This window comes from Tenacibaculum larymnensis (assembly GCF_028829235.1).
GTDB classification, from domain to species: domain Bacteria; phylum Bacteroidota; class Bacteroidia; order Flavobacteriales; family Flavobacteriaceae; genus Polaribacter; species Polaribacter larymnensis.
Map to the genome: position 1 here is coordinate 374939 of NZ_JAIWJY010000004.1, position 22500 is coordinate 397438.

Annotated in this window: 16 protein-coding genes; 11 read left to right on the forward strand and 5 right to left on the reverse strand. The window is 33.1% G+C overall.

What is annotated here, in order from left to right:
- Positions 1-24: 24 nt before the first annotated feature.
- Entirely contained in the window at positions 25-1200 is a 1176-nt protein-coding gene (locus LCI24_RS08680; protein ID WP_274640021.1) for a GlmU family protein, read from the reverse strand.
- Between the two features lie 104 nt (positions 1201-1304).
- Here LCI24_RS08680 and LCI24_RS08685 point away from each other — a divergent pair, with 104 nt between their 5' ends.
- The 6 genes from LCI24_RS08685 to LCI24_RS08710 all read left to right on the forward strand — a co-directional run bounded on the left by LCI24_RS08685 (position 1305) and on the right by LCI24_RS08710 (position 7004).
- The gene (locus tag LCI24_RS08685; RefSeq protein ID WP_274640022.1) at positions 1305-1691 is read left to right on the forward strand and encodes a 6-phosphogluconate dehydrogenase; all 387 of its coding nucleotides are present in this window, start codon (positions 1305-1307) and stop codon (positions 1689-1691) included.
- Positions 1681-2229, forward strand: a complete 549-nt coding sequence (locus LCI24_RS08690; protein ID WP_125344856.1) for an acyl-CoA thioesterase — start codon at positions 1681-1683, stop codon at positions 2227-2229. The genes LCI24_RS08685 and LCI24_RS08690 overlap by 11 nt, the downstream gene beginning before the upstream one ends.
- Positions 2230-2231: 2 nt before the next feature.
- A complete protein-coding gene (locus tag LCI24_RS08695; protein ID WP_274640023.1) occupies positions 2232-2924 on the forward strand; it encodes a cyclase family protein in 693 nt (230 codons plus the stop codon).
- Positions 2925-3183: 259 nt separating this feature from the next.
- Positions 3184-4272: a hypothetical protein gene (locus tag LCI24_RS08700; protein WP_274640024.1), complete on the forward strand. Its 1089-nt coding sequence runs from the start codon at positions 3184-3186 to the stop codon at positions 4270-4272.
- A gap of 9 nt (positions 4273-4281) precedes the next feature.
- Positions 4282-6369 (forward strand): M64 family metallopeptidase, encoded by a 2088-nt coding sequence (locus tag LCI24_RS08705; protein ID WP_274640025.1) that lies wholly within the window; start codon positions 4282-4284, stop codon positions 6367-6369.
- Positions 6370-6452: 83 nt separating this feature from the next.
- Positions 6453-7004, forward strand: a complete 552-nt coding sequence (locus LCI24_RS08710) for a hypothetical protein (RefSeq protein WP_274640026.1) — start codon at positions 6453-6455, stop codon at positions 7002-7004.
- Between the two features lie 56 nt (positions 7005-7060).
- Here the strand turns inward: LCI24_RS08710 and carB are convergent, their stop codons facing one another.
- Complete coding sequence (gene carB / locus LCI24_RS08715) at positions 7061-9913, reverse strand: carbamoyl-phosphate synthase large subunit (protein WP_274640027.1); 2853 nt, start codon at positions 9911-9913, stop codon at positions 7061-7063.
- A 103-nt stretch (positions 9914-10016) separates the two neighbouring features.
- Positions 10017-10178, reverse strand: coding sequence for a 50S ribosomal protein L34 (rpmH, locus tag LCI24_RS08720; protein WP_028891113.1), 162 nt, complete (start codon positions 10176-10178; stop codon positions 10017-10019).
- Between the two features lie 229 nt (positions 10179-10407).
- On the opposite strand from rpmH, the gene LCI24_RS08725 reads away from it, so the two are divergent.
- From LCI24_RS08725 to LCI24_RS08735, 3 genes are all read left to right on the forward strand, one after another.
- Complete coding sequence (locus LCI24_RS08725) at positions 10408-12027, forward strand: CTP synthase (RefSeq protein WP_274640028.1); 1620 nt, start codon at positions 10408-10410, stop codon at positions 12025-12027.
- Between the two features lie 194 nt (positions 12028-12221).
- Entirely contained in the window at positions 12222-14096 is a 1875-nt protein-coding gene (gene yidC / locus LCI24_RS08730; RefSeq protein ID WP_274640029.1) for a membrane protein insertase YidC, read from the forward strand.
- A gap of 127 nt (positions 14097-14223) precedes the next feature.
- Entirely contained in the window at positions 14224-16671 is a 2448-nt protein-coding gene (locus LCI24_RS08735) for a TonB-dependent receptor (RefSeq protein WP_274640030.1), read from the forward strand.
- A 165-nt stretch (positions 16672-16836) separates the two neighbouring features.
- Here the strand turns inward: LCI24_RS08735 and LCI24_RS08740 are convergent, their stop codons facing one another.
- Entirely contained in the window at positions 16837-17013 is a 177-nt protein-coding gene (locus LCI24_RS08740; RefSeq protein WP_164505156.1) for a hypothetical protein, read from the reverse strand.
- 145 nt (positions 17014-17158) lie between these two features.
- Here LCI24_RS08740 and fumC point away from each other — a divergent pair, with 145 nt between their 5' ends.
- Complete coding sequence (fumC, locus tag LCI24_RS08745) at positions 17159-18559, forward strand: class II fumarate hydratase (RefSeq protein ID WP_274640031.1); 1401 nt, start codon at positions 17159-17161, stop codon at positions 18557-18559.
- Between the two features lie 74 nt (positions 18560-18633).
- Here fumC and LCI24_RS08750 read toward each other — a convergent pair whose 3' ends face one another.
- Positions 18634-18882, reverse strand: coding sequence for a hypothetical protein (locus tag LCI24_RS08750; protein ID WP_274640032.1), 249 nt, complete (start codon positions 18880-18882; stop codon positions 18634-18636).
- 422 nt (positions 18883-19304) lie between these two features.
- Here LCI24_RS08750 and LCI24_RS08755 point away from each other — a divergent pair, with 422 nt between their 5' ends.
- Positions 19305-22493 (forward strand): LodA/GoxA family CTQ-dependent oxidase, encoded by a 3189-nt coding sequence (locus LCI24_RS08755; protein WP_274640033.1) that lies wholly within the window; start codon positions 19305-19307, stop codon positions 22491-22493.
- The last annotated feature ends 7 nt before the right edge of the window (positions 22494-22500 follow it).

Consider the following 22500-nt stretch of genomic DNA (forward strand, 5'->3'; position numbering starts at 1 on the left):
AATGTAAAGCCTTTTTCTTATAGTTTAATAGTTTCTATATTGTTTTGTTTCTTCAAAAACGTGTTCTAGAATTTGTTTTTCTCTCTCATCGAACTCAATACCTCGTCTTTTCATTACTACATCGGCTACTTCAAAGACTTTATTTGTTTTATATTCAGTAAATCCTGAAGCTCCTCCCCAACTAAATGAAGGAACAAAATTTCTTGGAAACCCACTGCCAAAAATGTTCGCAGAAACACCAACAACTGTTCCTGTATTAAACATCGTATTAATTCCGCATTTTGAATGATCTCCCATCATTAATCCACAGAATTGTAATCCAGTTTTAGCAAAACGACCAGTTTCATAATTCCATAACTTAACTTCAGCATAGTTATTTTTAAGGTTAGAATTATTACTATCTGCTCCTATATTACACCACTCCCCTAATACTGAGTTTCCTAAAAATCCGTCATGTCCTTTATTTGAATACCCAAATAATACTGAGTTGTTTACCTCTCCCCCTACTTTACAATAAGGTCCTAAAGTAGTAGCTCCATAAATTTTTGCCCCTAACTTTAATACTGAGTTTTCACACATGGCCAAAGCACCTCGTACAACTACCCCTTCCATTATTTCAGCTTTCTTCCCAATATAAATTGGTCCAGTAGAAGCATTTAACGTAGCAAAAGTTAATTTTGCTCCCTTTTCTACAAAAATGTCATTTCTATTAACACAGTTAACAGTTTCAGGAATTGGTTGTGATTTTCTTCCTTCAGTAATTAAATCAAAATCAGCTCTAATTGCTTTATCATTTAATGAGAAAATATCCCAAGTATTTTTTATTTGAATTATATCATCTTCAAATTCTATATGCTCATAAGAAGAAAAATCTACTTCTTCTTGAGTATCGGCAGCATAAAAAGCAATTACATCCTCTCCTTTGAAAATAGCTTGATTAGCTTGCAGGTTTTTTACCATTTCAACCAAAGGCTTAGTTGGCAAGAAAGAAGCATTTAACAATACATTTTCTTCCATTTCAACCATAGGGTATTTTTCTTCTAAATACTCTTCCGTTACAGTTGTAGTTGTTAAACCTAAATATTTTTCCCACTTTTCTCTAATGGTTAAAATCCCTACTCTAATATCGGCTACTGGTCTCGTATATGTAAATGGTAATAAGGCTGTGCGTACATCACCATCAAATAAAATATAATTCATATTAATCATTTTTTGAAGCATCACAAACTTACCACTTTCAATTCATTTTACAAGTCAAAATATAAACCTTACTTTTGTTATTATACATTCTTCAATATGTTACTATGAAAAAAATTTTAGGATTAATTTTAATTGGCATTGCTCTTATAGCAGCGCTATACTATGCTTTTATTTATTTTGTTCCTTATAGTGAAGGTGTTCGCTCAGGTGAACTCATTAAAATTAGCTATAAAGGTGTAGTAGTAAAAACTTGGGAAGGCGAAATTAGCCAAGGTATTTCTGGGGCACAAATTTTTGCCTTTTCTGTAGAAGACAACAAAAAAGAAGTTATAGAGAAACTTCAAGAATACCAAGGTCGCTATGTAAAAGTTACTTACAAAGAGCGTTTTGGAACTTTCTTTTGGTTAGGTGACACAAAGTATTTTATAACTCATGTTGAAGAAGAACAATCTCCTCACTTTAGAGGAATAAGAAAAGATAATGAACAATAATATTTATAGAAATATAGAAGATACCCGCATTACTATTTCTGAGTTAATGCTTCCTTCTCATGCTAATTTTAGTGGTAAAATTCACGGAGGATATATTTTAAAGCTAATGGATCAAATTGCATTTGCTTGTGCCTCTAAACATTCAGGAACCTATTGTGTAACAGCATCTGTAGATACCGTTAATTTTATAAACCCTATTGAAGTAGGCGAATTAGTTACCATGAAGGCCTCTATTAATTATGTTGGAAAAACTTCAATGGTAGTTGGGATACGTGTGGAAGCACAAAATATACAAACAGGAAAGACCAAGCACTGTAATTCTTCTTATTTTACTATGGTTGCCAAAAAGGATAATGGTGACAATGCCAAAGTTCCTGGAATTATTATTAATGATGATAATGAAATGCGTCGCTTTCTAGAAGCTATCCATAGAATTAAGATGAAAAAAAATAGACAAGAGAAGTTTGATAATGATAATTTTACTGCTCAAAACTACATCGAAGAGCTTAAAAATTATAACGTGAAGATTGAATTATAACTATGACTGAAATTATAGATCTAAGTCAAGATATTTTTGACGGAATGCCAGTTTATAAAAGTCTTCCACAAGTTAAAATGTCTGTGCACAATACCCATGAAGAATGGGACGGAATTAAAAATCCTACTACTAAAACTCCTGCTGTATATAAACTAGAAATGGGAGAACACACAGGAACTCATGTTGACGCTTTAAACCATATGGCTGCTAAACATGAAGGAAAATCTATAGATACTATGCCACTTTCTATGTTTTATACTGAAGGTATTTGTTTAGATTTTTCTCATAAAAACTTACAGGAATTAATTACTTCTGAAGAAGTTAAAGAACAGTTAGAAAAAGAAAAACTCAGCATAAAAAAAGGTGATACTGTTCTTATTTGTACAAACCACTACGCTAAACATTTTAATACTGAAAACTGGGGAAAAGGTCCAGGTATTACAGCTGAATGTGCCACTTGGCTTGGAGAACAAAAAATTGCTGCTTTTGGTGTAGAAACTATGTCTCCTGGTGTTCCTAAAGTATCCAACAAAAAAGTACATCATATTTGTGGAGAAATGGGGTTTACTCATTATGAAAACATGATAAACCTTGATAAATTAATAGGCAGAGGCAGATTTCGCTTTATAGCCTTACCTTTAAAAATTAGAGGAGGAACAGGATCGCCAGTAAGAGCGGTCGCTATTTTTGAATAAAACATTCTACTTTTTAATTTAACTTTTACTTATCCATATAACTACACAGTTATATGGATAATGTGTTTTTGGTCTACTTCCTTATAACCATATTTTTACTCTTCTTTTCAAGGAAAAATATATCATATCTACAATATATAACCTATAGAAAAAGAGGGAAAACCCCTCCTTTAAAACCATTCTTTTGCATTCTCCTAAAAAACAAGTCTCAAAGTAACTTTGTAAACTAATAATCAACTCATTAACTTAAAACACTGTAATGAAAAAACTAACTATTGTAGTAATCTGTTTACTTATGACTAATTATTTGTTTTCACAACAAGTAAACATTAAGTATAACGTTAACAACCACACCTTATCAGGTAAATTAAACAGAACCCCTATTTCTTCAGTTATAAAAGAGCTTTCTAAACAAAACTTTCTTTTATTTATAGTTGGAGACAATAAAAAATTTAATGTCACAGGTCAATTAGCAAACACACCTGTTGATCGTGCCCTTTCAGAAATCATTCCTTCTAACATCAAATACTTTTATAAGATAGACTCTAAAGAGGGAGAAAAAAATATGATTTCTAAAACTACTAACAATTTAGTAAGCTTAAAAACTTCAAAATTACTCTTACTAAAACAAACAAATGATAAAAACAAAAATATAGACAAAAACAAGCCTAAATTGGGAGTCAGTACTAACTTACTTCAAGTAAAAAGAATTAACACTTTTAAGAACATAAAAAATGTTAAAGATCCTTTTAAACCTAAAAATGTAAGGTTTAGAGGTACTACAGCAATGAGTAAATCTGGAGGAATTAAACCTGCTTCTGCTAGGAGTATTAGGAAAATTGACAATCTATCTCCTGAACTTAGATTACAAAACAAAAAAAACAGAGTCAGTAAAAAACACTTAGTAGTAACATACAAAATTACTAACAACGGAATGACTCCTGTTTCAAAAACTGAAGCAGAAGGTAGTTACTCTTTACCAACTGAAGAATCTGGAGATTGGGCCATCATTGGCTTAGATGGTAATAATACTGTGCTTGCTGAAACTTTTGAAAACCCTCTTAATTATAGAACAATCTTTGATCCTAAAAAAAGTGATCATAAAGAGTTCACCGCAAAAGAAGCTTATGTTTCTGTAAAGATGCCTATTAAATACAAATCTAAAGTAGCTTCAGAAAAATTAGATTTAAAACTAGTTAAGTTTAAAGATGTTTCTAAAGCTAAAAATGTTTTACAAAGAGTAAATAGGAAGCAATTAAGAAAAAGTGATTTAAACTCCTCTTTTCAAATCGTAAGAACAGCTCCTAAAGCTGACTTTTCTAAACTGAAAAAAATTACTAACCAATAATCAGAAAAAATGAAAAACCTACATAAAACACTAATAATATTAATGACCTTTCTAGCTGTTACGGCTTATTCACAAACAAAAAGCACCTTACTTTATAATGGAAGTTCAGCATCAAAATTTGATATTGTATTCATGGGAGATGGATTTACTTCATCTAACCAAACTGAATTTAATAATTTGGTTGCAGATTATTTTAAAGCAATGTTTACACATGAAAACGGTAATTTAGACAATGTTTTATCTGAATTACAAGATGCTTTTAATGTATACAGAGTAAACTTAAACTCAAGTCAATCAGGAGTAACTCAATACACATGTGACAATGACGACTGTAGTAACAATCCAGCTAGTAGTAGAAATACAGCACTAAACTTTAGATATTCAGGATGTTGGAATTGTTGTTGGATGTCAAAATCTGGAAATACCGATACCAAAATTAATAACGCTTTAAGCACAGTTGGTTTATCTGGTGCTGATTTTGTAGTGGTTATCTTAAATGAATCTGGTTTTGGAGGTTGCTCTTATGGTAAAGTTTTATCTATTACCAAATCTACTAGTAACAATGTATTATTACATGAATTAGGGCACTCAGTTGGTAAACTAGCCGACGAATATTCTAGACCTGGTTGTTTTAGCGGAACCAATCCTTCTGCAGTTAATGTTGATAAAAATAATAATCCAAACAAGTGGAATAAATTTGCTAGAAGTACTGTAACTACTGGATCTCCATCTGAATATAATGTAGATGGATTTGAAGGTGGACGCTATAATACAACGTGTATTTACCGTCCTTCAACCAATAGCACAATGAGAGGAAACACCAACCTTTTTAATCCACCAAGTTATAACGAATTCTGGAAAAGAAATAAATCAAAAAGTAATTACAATTTTAACAAACCAATAGTAGGTAATTTTCAAGGAAATAGCTATAACGATGTGGTACTTCACTATGGAAACTATATTGCAGCCTACCCTACCGAACACCCAAAAGGTTTTACAGGTAGTGGAGCAAACATAACGCGTCCCGCTAACTCTTATGTAACCACAAAAAGGGTTAAAGGTCCAGGTGGCACATGGTATGTATCTTCAAAAGACAAGTTTTATGTAGGAGATTTTACTGGTGATGGCTACGATGACTTACTTGTATTCTATCCTAATAATCAATATTCAAGATTAGGAATATTAAAATCAACTCCTGATGGGTTTGAATGTGTTAAAAAGATATATTACAACCTTCCTGGTTGGCAGATGCGTAATGGTGATGAATTTTTTATTGCTGATTTTAACGGAGATGGAAAAGATGATTTTTACATTTTTAATGCTACTAACTGGAATCAAGGGTATATGGGAATGTTCAAGTCAACTGGTAGTAACTTTTCTTATGTAAGAAGATACGACAAATATTTACCTGGTCATTACATGAGTTCTACTGATAAGTATTTTGTAGCTGATTATACGGGTGATAATAAAGAAGAATTGGTATTATTTAATACAAGTTCTAAAGTTACCAGAATGTTTAAATCTACAGGAAGTTCACTAACAAAAACCAAAGAATATTTTGCTAGTTTACCAGGCTGGACAAGTAAATCTGGTGATAAATACCATATTGCTGACATTAATGGAGACGGAAAAGATGACGTCTATATTTTTAATGGTACAAACTGGGGGCCTGAATATCTATTATTGCTTAGATCTGACGGAAATGAATACAAATATATTAAAAGATATAATGATGCTTTACCAGGTTGGAATATGAATAACCGTGATAAGTTTTATGTTGCTGATATTAATGGTGATGGAAAAGATGATTTATATGTATTCAATAATCAAGATTGGTCTACTCAATACTTAGGACGTGTAATTACCAATGGTAGTACAGTAAGTGTAAACTATCAAAGCGACTGGATTGGTGGCTGGAATCTTGGAAGTAGTGATAAATTAATTGTAGACAACCGTAAAACAGGAAAAGACAACTTATTTATACACAATACTAACTGGTTTGCTTACATGTGGCCAGGTTCATCTAACATGTACATAAAAGGAATGTATAAAGATTATATACATGCATTTAAGTATCATGATTATGGATGGTATTAATAAGTAATTTTATAAAAAAAAAGAATAACACGGTTAATTTTATCCGTGTTATTCTTAATTTTAAAAACTATAAAGTCTTTATTATGAAACATTTTGCTTTATTACCTTTAACTTTCCTATTTCTCACTTTAAACTGTAAAAATTATACGTCTAAAAAATCACAAAGCGATTTTAACTCATCACAAAGTATTTCTAAAACACAAGATTATTATTTCACTGTTAATTTTGAATTTACAAAAGAGGATTACCAACTGATTTCGAAGTCTCAAAATGAAGGTAATTTGTTATTTGATGTTCAAATTCCTACGGATATGTTTTTAGTAGCGTATAAAAATGAAAAATTATTCTTTTACAGTGAATTGAATGATCCACTGACCATAAGACCTGTGGGAGAACAAGAGATAGAAAAAACTATAGAGAGTGGCTCAGAAAACATCAATTTACCTAAAAAATTTGCTCAAAAAAGCAATATCAAACAACTTGAAATCTATATTTATAAAGTAAATGGATATATGGAGAACTTTGATACCGAAGTTTACTCAAAAGAAAAGATGAAGCAATTAGAAAAAGAGAAGCTTATTGAAAAAAGGTATACCATTGACGCTAAGAAATTAGTTAACTTTTTAAACCAATAAAAAAATCCGAAGTTTATTAAACTTCGGATTTTATCTATTTTAATTCTAAAACGCTTTTACTTACTCAAATACATTTTACGTCTTGCGTACAAGTCGTAAAAGGCATCGTCTCTTAAACTTTCAATAAATAAGATGCTTTCTCCAGTAGATTTCATTTCTGGTCCTAAGTTCTTATTTACATTCGGGAACTTATTAAAAGAGAATACAGGTTGCTTAATTGCAAAACCTTCTAACTGAGGGTTAAAATCAAAATCAGTAACTTTCTTCTCTCCTAACATCACCTTAGTAGCATAATTTACATAAGGTTCTTTATAAGCTTTTGCTATAAATGGAACCGTACGAGATGCACGTGGATTTGCTTCAATGATATATACTTTGTCATCTTTAATTGCAAACTGAATATTAATTAATCCAACCGTATCAAGTGCTAAAGCAATTGTTTTAGTATACTCTCTAATTTGTTCTAATACTAACTCTCCTAAGTTAAACGCTGGTAAGGTAGCATTTGAATCTCCTGAGTGAATTCCACAAGGCTCAATATGCTCCATAATTCCGATGATGTATACATTTTCACCATCACAAATTGCATCAGCTTCTGCTTCAATTGCTCCTTCTAAGTAGTGATCTAATAATAATTTGTTATTAGGAATCTTACGTAATAAATCTACTACATGTTCTAATAACTCTTCTTTATTAATCACAATTTTCATTCCCTGTCCTCCTAATACATATGATGGACGCACTAAAATTGGAAAATCTAATTCGTCAGCTAAAGCTAAGGCTTCATCAGCATTCTCAGCAACTCCAAACTCTGGATAAGGAATATTGTTTTCTTTTAATAAGCTAGAGAAACTTCCACGATCTTCTGCTAAGTCTAATGCTTTGTAGCTTGTTCCTAAAATCGGAATTCCATAACGCTCTAACTTTTCAGCTAATTTTAAAGCTGTTTGTCCTCCTAACTGAACTATAACTCCTTCTGGTTTCTCATGTTTAATGATGTCGTAAATATGTTCCCAGAAAACTGGCTCAAAGTATAATTTATCTGCCGTATCAAAATCAGTAGAAACTGTTTCAGGGTTACAGTTAATCATAATAGTTTCGTAACCACATTCTTTCGCTGCATATACACCGTGAACACAACAGTAATCAAATTCAATTCCTTGACCGATTCTGTTTGGTCCAGAACCTAATACAATTACTTTTTTCTTATCAGAAACTACACTTTCATTTGACACAGAAACTTCACCTTTAGCAGTTTCAATTTCACTTTCAAAAGTAGAATAGTAGTAAGGAGTTTGTGCTTTAAACTCAGCAGCACAAGTATCTACTAACTTGTATACACGTTTTATTTTTAATTCTTCACGTTTTTTATACACTTCACTTTCTAAGCATCCTAACATGTGAGCGATTTGACGATCACCATATCCTTTTTGCTTAGCCTCTAATAATAGTTCTCTATCAAGTGTATCAACAGTATATGTAGAAATTTCTTTTTCTAACATATATAACTCTTCATATTGACGTAAATACCACATATCAATCTTAGTAATTGCGTGGATTTTACTCAACGGAATTCCCATTTGAATTGCATCATAAATAGCAAATACTCTATCCCAAGAAGCGTACTTTAATTTATCTATAATCTGGTTATAGTCTTTATAACCTTTACCATCTGCTCCAATTCCGTTACGTTTAATTTCTAACGATTGTGTTGCTTTATGTAAAGCTTCTTGGAACGAACGTCCAATCCCCATTACTTCTCCAACCGCTTTCATCTGTAAACCTAACGTTCTGTCAGAACCTTCAAACTTGTCAAAGTTCCAACGAGGTATTTTTACAATTACATAGTCTAATGTTGGCTCAAATAAAGCTGAAGTAGATTTAGTAATTTGGTTATCTAACTCATCTAAAGTATAACCTGTTGCTAATTTCGCAGCAATCTTTGCAATTGGATATCCAGTTGCTTTTGATGCTAATGCTGATGAACGAGATACACGTGGGTTAATCTCAATCGCAATAATATCTTCTTTCTCGTCTGGTGAAACCGCAAACTGTACGTTACACCCTCCTGCAAATTCACCAATAGAACGCATCATTTTAATTGCCATGTCACGCATTTTTTGGAACGTTTTGTCCGATAATGTCATGGCCGGAGCTACTGTAATAGAATCTCCTGTATGGATTCCCATTGGGTCCATGTTTTCAATAGAACAGATAATTACAACATTATCATTATCATCACGTAATAATTCTAACTCGTATTCTTTCCATCCCATCATTGCCTTATCAATCATTACCTCATGAATTGGAGAAATCTCTAACCCTCTTGATAATGATTCTTCAAATTCTTTTTCATCATATACAATAGACGCTCCTGCTCCTCCTAAGGTAAACGACGCTCTAATACATAATGGAAATCCGAATTCTTGTGCTATTTCCTTTCCTTTTAAGAAAGATGTTGCAGTAGCTTGAGGCGCCATTGGCACGCCAATTTCTTCCATTAATAAACGAAACTTATCTCTATCTTCTGTAATATTAATGGCGTCTATATCTACTCCTATAATTTCAACATCAAAGTCTTCCCAAATTCCTTTTTCGTCGGCTTCAATACAAAGGTTTAATGCAGTTTGCCCTCCCATTGTAGGTAAAACGGCATCAATTTGTGGGTGTTCTTTTAAAATTTGAACAATAGACTTCGTGTTAAGCGGCAACAAGTATACATGATCAGCCATCGAAGGGTCTGTCATAATTGTTGCAGGATTCGAATTAATTAAGATGGTTTCAATTCCATCTTCTCTCAAAGATCTTAACGCTTGAGAACCTGAATAATCAAATTCACATGCTTGACCAATAACAATTGGTCCAGATCCAATAATTAAAATTGATTTAAGGTCTTGTCTTTTAGGCATTTTAGTCTGTGTTGTGTTGTGGTGTAAAAATAAAAATTGTTTGGTTATAAAAAAAGGCGATACTTAATAGTAACGCCTTTAAAATATTAACAATAGTTAATCATTATTTCTTTGGTCTTGATTCAGATGAAACAGACAACTTCTTTCTTCCTTTTGCTCTTCTTCTAGCTAATACTTTACGTCCATTAGCAGAAGCCATTCTTTCGCGGAAACCGTGTTTGTTTCTTCTTTTTCTCTTCGATGGTTGGTACGTTCTTTTACTCATTACAGTATATCTTAAATATCTTCTTTAAAAATGTTTTGCTTTTGTGAAATTCCGTCTGCTAAAAGCGTGGGCAAATATACAACAGTTTTTCAGTCTGACAAACCCTTATTTTATTTTTTTTAAAAAAAAGTTTGTTTGGCAAACATACATAATTTTTCTGTACGTTTTTTCTCTTTTTTATTTGTTCTAATTGCCAGACTTCTTACTTTTGCGCAAACCTAACAGTACCATGAACAACACAAAATACGTTTTTGTAACCGGAGGCGTAACTTCATCACTAGGGAAGGGAATTATAGCCGCTTCTTTAGCCAAATTATTACAAGAAAGAGGATACTCAGTAACCATTCAAAAATTAGATCCATATATTAATATAGATCCTGGAACATTAAACCCATATGAACATGGAGAATGTTATGTTACCGATGATGGTGCTGAAACCGATTTAGATTTAGGACACTATGAACGTTATTTGAACATTCCTACTTCACAAGCTAACAATGTTACCACAGGAAGAATATATCAATCTGTAATAAACAAAGAGCGTAAAGGAGAGTTTTTAGGAAAAACCGTTCAAGTTATTCCTCATATTACTGATGAAATTAAAAACAGAATCCAAATTTTAGGTAATACAGGTGATTATGATATCGTAATTACTGAAATTGGAGGAACCGTTGGTGATATTGAATCTTTACCGTATATAGAAGCTGTTCGTCAATTACAATGGGATTTAGGAGAAGATAACGCAATTGTTATACACCTAACTTTAGTTCCTTATTTAGCAGCTGCTGGTGAATTAAAAACGAAGCCTACACAGCACTCTGTAAAAACATTAATGCAAAGTGGTGTAAAACCTGACATTTTAGTATGTCGTTCAGAACATGAAATCTCTGATGACATTAAACGTAAACTAGCTTTATTTTGTAATGTTAAAAAGCAAAATGTAATTCAATCATTAGATGCTGAGACTATTTACGATGTTCCTAACTTAATGTTTAAAGAGGGGTTAGATTATGTAGTTTTAGATAAGTTAAATTTATCTACACGTAAACAGCCTAACTTAAAAACATGGAATAAGTTCTTAGAACGTCATAAAAACCCAACTTCTTCTGTTGAAATTGGTTTAGTAGGAAAATATGTTGAGTTACACGACTCTTATAAGTCAATTACCGAAGCATTTATCCACGCAGGAGCTGCAGCTACCAATAAAACAAAAGTTAACGTTCGTTGGATTCACTCTGAAGAGTTAACTCCAGAGAATGCTGCCAAACAACTAGAAGGATTAAATGGTGTATTAGTAGCCCCAGGATTTGGTGATAGAGGAATTGAAGGTAAAATTGCAGCAGTACAATATGTACGTGAAAATAACATACCTTTTTTAGGTATTTGTTTAGGAATGCAAATGGCTGTTATCGAATTTGCAAGAAATGTGTTAGGACTTAAAGAAGCTAACTCTACTGAAATGAATCCTGAAGTAGCATATCCAGTAATTAACTTAATGGAAGAGCAAAAAAATGTTACTGACAAAGGAGGAACAATGCGTTTAGGTGCTTGGGACTGTCAATTAACACAAGACTCTAAAGTATTTCAAGCATATAAAGAAGAATTGATAAGTGAGCGTCACCGTCACAGATACGAATACAATAACGATTATAAAGAGCAATTAGAAAATGCTGGTATGAAAACAGCAGGTGTTAACCCTAAAACAGGGTTAGTAGAAATTGTTGAAATTGATTCACACCCTTGGTTTGTTGGAGTTCAATATCATCCAGAATACAAGAGTACGGTGTTAAATCCACACCCGTTGTTTGTAAGCTTTATCAAAGCAGCTTTAAAACAATCAAAAAAATAAGTTAAAAAATCCTGTAACTAAAATTACAGGATTTTTTTTGACATATAAAAACTGGAACACTGTTTGAACTACCTATACTAACAAAATTATTCACCGTAAAACCTCAAAAAAACTATAGGGTTTTACTACCTTTGTCGGGTTTTTCAGCTTTTAGAAAAACTTTAAATGACAAGTTGACATTTTAACATATATCAATGGAACAAAAAAAATTTGATTTAAATTCCTTTATAGGAATGCTTTTATTAGGAGGAATTATGCTTTGGTGGATGAACACACAAAAGCCAGAAGAAACTCCTGAAGCTACTACCCAGACAGAGCAAACTACTGATGCTACAACAACCAACACTCAAAACAATTTAACTGATAATGTAATAGTAAACGATTCATTACAACAAATTGCTTTACAAAATAAGTTTGGTGCTTTTGCATACGGGGCTTCTAAAAGTCAAGAGGGAAATACTACACTTGAAAATGATCTTGTAAAGTTAACTATCGACAATAAAGGTGGACAGATTATAGAAGCTTTAGTTAAAAACTATAAAACATACGATTCATTACCTCTTTATTTAGTAAAGGATAACAATGCTTCTTTTAATATTAACTTCGGAACTACTGATAACCGAATTTTAAATACTAAAGATTTACTATTTACTCCTACTCTAATCAAAAATGGAGATACTCAAGTACTTTCTATGAAATTAAAGGTTTCTGAAGCTAAGTTTTTAGAGTATCGTTACGAAATGAAGGAAGGTGATTACCGTGTAGGCTTTGCCGTTCGTTCACAAGGGTTGAGTAATACTATTAATAGTTCACAAGAAATAAATTTAGATTGGAGTTTAAAAGGTTTTAGACACGAAAAGAGTTTGAAAACCGAAAACATGTACTCTTACTACTATTATAAAGCTGATGACGAAGTAGATTACTTACAAATGAATGATGATGATGTTGTGAGTGATATTGATTGGGTTGCTTATAAACAACACTTCTTCTCTTCTATTTTAACATCAGACACACCATTTAGTAATGCCACTTTAAAATCTGTTGACTTTGCAGGTGAAGATAAAGATAGTGTATACACTAAAACCTATGGATTAAAAACTCCGTTAGCTTTAACAAATGGAGAGTTAAACTATAACATGCAATGGTTTTATGGACCTACAGATTATAATTTATTAAAGTCTTACGAAGGAACTAGTTTAGATGAAATTGCTGATTTAGGTTGGGGTATTTTTGGTTTCTTAAACCGTACCATATTCTACCCTGTATTTAATATGTTAAAAGGATTTATTGGCAACTTTGGATTAATTATCATTTTAATGACAATTGTAGTACGTATAATCATGTCTCCAGTATTATACAAATCATACTTATCAAGTGCTAAAATGAAGGTGATTCGTCCAGAAATGGAAGAAATCAACAAAAAATATCCAGGGAAAGAAAACGCGATGAAGCGTCAACAAGAAATTATGGCAGTACAGCGAAAAGCTGGAGTAAGTATGATGTCTGGTTGTATACCTGCATTAATGCAAATGCCTGTGTTCTTTGCTTTATTCAAATTCTTCCCTACGAATATTGACTTCCGTCAAAAAAGTTTCTTATGGGCTAACGATTTATCATCTTATGATACTATTTTTAAATTACCATTTAAAATTCCTTTCTATGGAGACCACGTAAGCTTATTTCCAATTTTAGCGTCTGTAGCCATTTTCTTCTATATGAAAATGAACCAAAGCCAACAAGCTAACATGCAAGCACCTACTCAAGAAGGAATGCCTGATATGAGTAAAATGATGAAATGGATGATTTACTTCTCTCCTATTATGATGTTATTCTTCTTTAACAACTATGCTAGTGGATTAAGTTTATACTACTTTATCTCAAACTTACTAACCATCATAATTATGTTTGTTATTAAGAACTATGTTATTGATGAAGCTAAGATTCATGCTAAAATTGAAGAGAACAAAAAGAAGCCTGTTAAAAAGAGTAAGTTCCGTGAGCGTTTAGATGCTGCCATGAAACAAGCTCAAGAACAACAAGCTGCACAACAACGTGCTAAAAAGAAATAATTTCAATATATTTTTGATAAAAAAGAGGGTGCTAAAAGCATCCTTTTTTTATTTAACATTCTTTTAACTAAACCCCATTAAACCTTTGGGGAAATTTGCGGTCAAACAAGCTTTATAAATCAACATAATGAAGAAAATTACACTACTTATTTTACTAATTAGTTTTACAGCTGTTGCACAGCGTGCTACAAAAGGTATCGCTTCTAAAGTTACCCTAACTGGTAAAGTATTAGAAACAAACTCTAAACAACCTTTAGAGTACGCAACTTTAGTATTAACAAACACTAACACACAACAAATTATTGGAGGAGTTACTGACGCTAATGGAAGCTTTTCTATCGATGCTTCATCTGGCACATATGATATAAAAGTTGAATTTATAGGGTTTAAAACTAAAAGTTTAGGAAATCATACTCTAACTGAAAATAAAAGTTTAGGAACTATTTTACTTTCAGAAGATGCAGAGACATTAGAAGAAGTTGAAATTATTGCAGAAAAATCTACTGTTGAAATACGGTTAGATAAAAAGATATATAACGTTGGTAAAGACATGACTGTAAAAGGAGGTAACGCCTCTGATGTTTTAGATAATGTCCCATCAGTAAATGTAGATGCTGAAGGATCTGTAAGCTTGCGTGGTAATGAAAACGTACGTATTTTAATAGACGGAAAGCCTTCTGCTCTAGTAGGTTTAAGTGGTACAGATGCCTTACGTAACTTACCTGCTGATGCTATTGAAAAAGTTGAAGTTATTACTTCTCCTTCGGCTCGTTACGATGCTGAAGGTACAGCTGGTATTTTAAATATTATTCTTAGAAAAGGAAAAGTAAGAGGCTTCAATGGTTCTCTAAACTTTTCTGTAGGTAATCCTGATTTGTACAGGGTTAGTAGTAATTTAAACTACCGTACAAAAAAGTTCAATATTTTTTCAAATCTTGGTTACTCTTATAGAAAAGGTCCAGGAAATGCCTTTAGTGATTTTACATATTTAACCGATGGTGTTATCGATAGTTTAAGTATTGAAAAAAGAGACTATGACCGAAAAAATAAAAGTTTTAACGGTTCTTTTGGTTTGGAATATTATTTAAACGATAAAAGCTCTCTTACAGGAACAGTTTTTTATAGAAATAATGACGGTAAAGATATTGCCACAAACAATACAGATGTTTTTTCTCCTGCTAACGACCCTATCAGAAGTTTAAAGAGAGTAGAAACTGAAACTGAAGACGATATTGACACTCAATATTCGTTAAACTATACCAATAATATTGATGACAAAGGTCAAAAATTAATTATTGACTTACAGTATAGCGAAAACGAAGAAGATGAACTTGCTAATATTACTAACAACAATATTTTAGCTGAACAAAATAGTCAAGTTACTAAATCTAAAAACAGGTTATTACAAATAGACTATGTACTTCCTTTAGGAGAGAAAAGTCAATTAGAATTAGGTCATAAAGCGGATTTACAAGATTTAACTTCTGATTTTAGAGTTCGTGATGAAAATGGACAACCTTTTGATTTTGATCCTTCTAATGCTATAGATTTTAAACAATATATCTACGCTTATTACGCCCAATATGGTAGTAAAATAGATAAATTTTCATACCTATTAGGATTACGTGCTGAATACACTGATGTTGATTTAACAGTATTAAATACTGGTGAATTTTCTGATAAAAACTATACTGAATGGTTCCCTACCGTTAATTTAGGGTATGAATTTAGTGAAACAGATAACTTAACTTTAGGGTATGCTCGTAGATTACGAAGACCACGTCACTGGTTTTTAAACCCATTCGAAACACGTAGTTCAGATACTTACGTATTTAAAGGAAATCCAGACTTAAACCCTACATATACTAGTTCTTTTGACTTAGGGTATACTACAAGAGTTAGTAAAGTAACCTTAAACTCTTCATTGTACTATCAATTTTCAACTGATTTAATCAGACCTGTTTCTAGAATTGAAACAAGAGATAAAGGAAATGTTTTCGTACGTCAGTTCTTAAACCTAAATGATGAAGATCGTTACGGACTTGAACTAACAACAAATTATAATCCAGCAAAATGGGCACGTTTATCAGCAACTTTTAACTATTTTAAGTTTAGAACAGATGCTTTCGACTACACTTATTCTTATACTAATCCTATCAATGGTGATCTAGTAACCGAAACTGAGTCTTTACCTGAAGTAAATAGTAGCAGTTGGTTTGCTCGTTTTAACTCTAGAATTACTTTACCTGCGAAAATAGATTGGCAAACACGTATTATGTATCGAGGACCACAAGATGATGCACAAGGTAGTAGAGAAGGTATTTTTGTTACCAACTTAGCATTCAGTAAAGATATATTCAAGGACAAGGCCTCATTAGTTTTAAACGTTAGTGATCTATTTAACGAACGTAAAAGAAAAAGCTACACGAATACAGCTAGAGTAATGTCTTATCAAGAATTTCAATGGAGAGAGCGTCAAATTACACTAAGCTTTACTTATAGATTTAATCAAAAGAAGAAACGTGAACGTTCAGGTCGTAATGGTGACTTTGATGGAGGCGGTGAAGGATTCTAATTCTTAAACATTATAAAACTTAATAAAAAAGAGAACTTTAAAAGTTCTCTTTTTTTATTTACAATAAGAATTAAATCAGGTTAAAGTGTTCCCAATATTAAAATAAGAACATAAAAAAAACCACGCCCATTAGCGTGGTTTTTAGAATATATTGTAATAAAAAGCTTACTTACCTTCCTCAGCAGCTTTTTTAGCTTCTCTTTTTAACTTCATGTTTTCCCAGATAGTTCCACCAATCCAGTAAGGAACTACAAATGTTAATAAGAAAATTAACAGCCAAAATCCAGCTGTAAAAATAAACATGAATAATACCAATCCTGAGAATTCTGAAAAATCTAACATTTGTTTCTTATTAATAATTGTTATGCCACAAAATTATAACTATTTTTCTTTTCCTCCAATAAAATCTGATAAAAATCACTATTAAAAACTATTAGAATTTGTAATTTTGGACATCATTAATTTTAAGCATTTTAAATCATTCCAAATGACAAAATATAGAATTGAGAAAGATACAATGGGACAAGTAGAAGTTCCAGCTGATAAATATTGGGGAGCACAAACTGAGCGTTCTCGTAATAACTTTAAAATTGGTCCTGCTGCCTCTATGCCATTAGAAGTAGTATACGGATTTGCGTACTTAAAAAAAGCAGCAGCTTTCACTAATGCAGAGTTAGGTGTATTGGCTACTGAAAAGCGTGATTTAATCGCACAAGTATGTGATGAAATTTTAGCTGGAAAGCACGACGACCAATTCCCATTAGTAATCTGGCAAACAGGTTCTGGTACACAGTCGAATATGAATGTAAACGAAGTTATTGCTAACCGTGCACACGAAATTGCAGGAAATGTAATTGGTGAAGGTGAAAAAACTATTCAACCAAACGATGATGTAAACAAATCACAATCATCTAACGATACATTCCCTACAGGAATGCACATTGCAGCTTATAAAAAGATTGTAGAAGTAACCATTCCTGGTGTAGAGCAATTACGAGATACGTTACAAGCTAAATCAGAAGCTTTTAAAGATGTAGTTAAAATTGGACGTACACACTTAATGGATGCTACTCCCCTAACCTTAGGGCAAGAGTTTTCTGGATATGTTGCTCAATTAAACTTCGGATTAAATGCCTTAAAAAATTCATTAGCACACTTAGCTCAATTAGCTTTAGGAGGAACTGCTGTTGGAACAGGACTAAACACTCCAGCTGGTTACGATGTATTAGTTGCTAAGTATATCGCTGAGTTTACAGGATTACCATTTATAACTGCTGAAAATAAGTTTGAAGCTTTGGCTGCACACGATGCCTTAGTGGAAACACACGGAGCTTTAAAACAATTAGCGGTTTCATTAAATAAAATTGCCAACGATATTCGTTTAATGGCATCAGGACCACGTTCTGGAATTGGAGAACTTATCATTCCTGCAAACGAACCAGGTTCTTCTATCATGCCTGGAAAAGTTAACCCTACACAAGCAGAAGCTATTACAATGGTATGTGCACAAGTAATGGGTAACGATGTTGCAGTAACTGTTGGTGGAACACAAGGACACTATGAGTTAAATGTGTTTAAACCTATGATGGCGGCTAACGTATTACAATCAGCTCAATTAATTGGAGATGCTTGTGTATCATTCGACGTAAACTGTGCTGCTGGTATTGAACCAAACCAAACAAGAATTACTGAGTTATTAAACAACTCATTAATGTTAGTTACAGCATTAAATACCAAAATTGGATATTACAAAGCTGCTGAGATTGCAAACACTGCACATGCTAACGGAACTACTTTAAAAGAAGAAGCTGTACGTTTAGGATATGTAACTCCAGAGCAATATGACGAATGGGTTAAACCAGAAGACATGACAGGAAGTTTAAAATAATCACTTCCTTCACATAAACATAAAAAAACCACAACGCTTGTTGTGGTTTTTTGTTTAACGAACTTTAAAATAAATTATATCTCTTTATGTCTATATGTTTCTGCTATTTTTTTTATTCTTTCAGGAGTAACAATTCCTTTTTGCACCTCATAATCTTCAGCAGTTTTTCTTGGTACTTCAATAGCTCCATTAGATAATCTTACAGTATACCCAAAATCTTCATTTATAAAATGCTCTTTATACAAACCAATGTTCTTATCTATTAAACTTGCTTGTTTGGTTATACCTATTACTCCTTTTTTATTCATTTCTGTCTTTGTCATAATTATTTATTTAGGTTTTTAATAGTTTCTTTTTACAATTATCATTCATATTATAAAACACCATAATTTATGGTAATACACCATTACGTATATACATAGTGTATTATCTGTTCAATCAAAAAAATAAAAGGAATGTAGTAAGAATTACTTTTGCTTTTTCAAAGTATGAAGTTACGGATAACTAATAACTCTACAAAAGGATATACGTTAATTCTATAGAAAAACTTCTAATCTATAGTTACATAAAGCCTTCAATAACTATTCTATCTAACAATAAAGAGCTTTATAAATATCCCTCTCAAATCTAAATGCAAACAATTAATACCCAAAAACTAAACGCTTAAGAATTTCTTAAAAACAACTCTAACTTATATTCCTTATTTTTAAAGGTATATAATGTCAAACTTAAACTAACCAAAAAAATGACAAACCCCTCACAAGACAAATCTTCATCATGCTGGAACTGCGATGGAGACATTACCCAAGTTACACAACGTTTAAAAGAAATGTTTGTGGAAATGGGGCAAAAAACACGCATTGAAAATGGACAACAACCTGCCGAAAGAGCGGTATTTAGAAAACAACACGGGATTGCATACGGTCGTTTTGTTGTAAACAAAGACATAAGCGAAAAGTTCAAAGTTGGAATTTTTGCTGGTGACGCTTACGAATGTGCCGTTCGTTTTTCAAGTGATACGGGACCAACTTCTCCTGATTTACACTCTACTTTAGGTTTAGGTTTAAAACTCTTCGGTGTAGATGGACCTAAACTATTAGGAGATGGTACCAATGCTGATTTTATCTTTCAAAACATCGACCGTTTTTTTGCACGTGATGCGCAACAAATGTGTAGCTTTACCACTGCTGGTGTTATTGACCGTGATTATGATTCTTACATAGCAAAACATCCCGAATTAGCGAGTATTTTACAGGCAATGACCAAAGAAGAAGCTAGTGTATTAAGTGCTAGCTACTGGGCAATTCTTCCTTTTAAATTAGGCGATTCTCAAATTGTAAAATATCGTTTGGTTCCTGAAAACACCTATAAAGGAACTCCTTTTAACGATAACAATTACTTAGGTATTGATTTGCAACAACGTTTGTTAACCAAAGAAGCTACCTTCCGCTTCGAAATACAATTGCGTACCAACGATGCTACCATGCCTTTAGATGATGCACAGGTAGTATGGAGTACAGAAGAGAGTCCGTATATATGTATTGCTAAATTACATTTACCTCAACAAGATGTGGCTAGTATTGGGCAAGCAGAGTTTGGAAGCAACTTAGCCTTTAATATTTGGAGAACCTTACCTCAACACGAACCATTAGGATCTATTGCACAAGCAAGAAAAGTAGTATATGCTGCAAGTGCCGAAGCACGTCATCAAGCAAACGGGCAACAATTACAAGAACCCAAAGAAATCAATCCACAGTTTGAAGGTAACACCGATGAAAATAGCGACTGTATTGTAAAAGCAGGTATCTATCCTCCTATTGGTGTCATGCGTGTTGGAAATAGTGAAAATGAATACTTTATCGGTCCGTTGGTTGACAACCCTGAACCACAAACCGATCCGTATGCATATAGAGATAAAACAGGTGCCTTAAAAAGACAAGCAGCACAGTTTAGAATCTACGGATTCAATGCTGCAGGAAAAGCTGTAAAAGAATTAACTGCTGAAAATGCCAAAATAACCTGGCATAGCCATTTAGCCAATCAAAAATCATCTTGGTATCAGTTTAACATTGCCTTAGATATTCCTGAAGCGGCCGATATGCCACCTTCTATGTTACGTAATATTGATGTAAAAGACCGTAACTCTTTATTAATTGACGGCGGAGCAAAGTCTATTACTGGAACCAATGTTACCGAAGGTCCTTTCTTTGAAGGAGAATTTCTATCTAAAAAAGTGTACTTAGGTGAGATGCGTACGGATGAAAAAGGACGTTTAGTGATGTTAGGCGGACATGGAAAATCGGAAAACATCAATGGTGATATCGCTATTACGTTTGCAAATAACGAAGGTTGGCACGATGATATTTCAGACGGACCTGTTACTGCGGAAGTTGAATATGAAGGTGTAAAATTAAAAGTAGACCCTGCTTGGGTTATTTGTGCTCCACCTGACTATGCACCAATGCAAAAATCGGTACGTACTATGTGGGATTTAATGCGTGATGTAGCTGTAAAGTCTAAAATGTTAGTACGTCCTACCAGACCATCTTTTACCAAAGATATTTTACCAATTTTCCAACGTATGACTGACTTACAATGGGTGAATGCAGGTTTTGCAGGAGCTTTTGGTTTTGGAGGTCAGTTTGATTATACCACAAACGAATGGATTAAACGATTAGGGAATCCATCACCTGCCTATATGGAAATGAGAAGAACGATTTCTAACAACTTCCGTCGTTTTGATGTATCGGGAGCAGAAGCACCTCAACTATGGCCTTGGTTATATGGTGATGCAATTAGCATTCCTACTACAGGTTCTGTACGCCAGCACGCTACCTTATCAGACTTACAATTAGAGTTTTTAGACCAATGGGTACAAGGTGATTTCGATGCAGATTATGTGGATATGACTGGATGTCCGCATGTACCCAAACCACCAACGATAGATGAACTTCCTGTTGCTGAACAACCTGATATGTTAACCAAAGCTGCCATGGAATTTTGTTTAGCAGATGCTTTCCATCCTGGTTGTGAAATGACTTGGCCTATGCGCTCGTCAGGAATGTATATGGCACCTTTTAGAATTAAACATGCACCTAAAACACCGCCTGTGAATACCACGTATTACGGACCAATGATGAATAATGATACATTACCATTGGCAAAAGGGCCTATTTTAGGCGGACAAGTAGCTGGAGGAGTTACGCGTTGGATGGCAATACCTTGGCAAACAGACACGGCGAGTTGTAGAGACGGATACACTAGTGAGTACGATCCGTATTTGCCCACATTTTGGCCTGCGAGAGTACCGAATAACATCTTAAATGAAAAGCGTTATAAAGAAACGATGGATACTAATTTATCAGAAGAAACCCGTATTCAAGCCTTTAATTTCCGTTCCGATTGGCTAGACAACCTTCCTTTAGATGGTGAAGCTCCAACTTATACAAATCAAATTAATAGTATGATTAAGTATTTTGATAAGTTAGCGGTGGTTCAAAAGCGTCCGGGAGTTCAGCATGACCCAAATTTCCCTGAAGAAATGCAAGTGGGTATCACTCCTACTCCTGAACAAGAAGCTACATTATTAAAAGCTACGATACAAGATTTACAAGGTGTTTTAACAGCTAAACGTACATTACAAAAAGGAGTTCAAAATACAATAGATACAGCTGTAAAAAAACTATCGCACGATAATTTATTAAACGAGCAATTTGTATTGGAAGATGCTCAGCGTAGTTTATTAAGCTTAACGGAAGATGAACTAGCAAAAGACTTTAAAGCAACACCAAATGTTATTAAAACCATACATTTAATTGCTTCTAAGTTACACCACATGAAACAGTCTGATTCACATCAAGAAGCAGCTCCTAAAAGAGTTGAAGTTGGTATTCCTGAGAAGATGACGCGTTTTTCAAGATATATTCCTAAATAATATACGA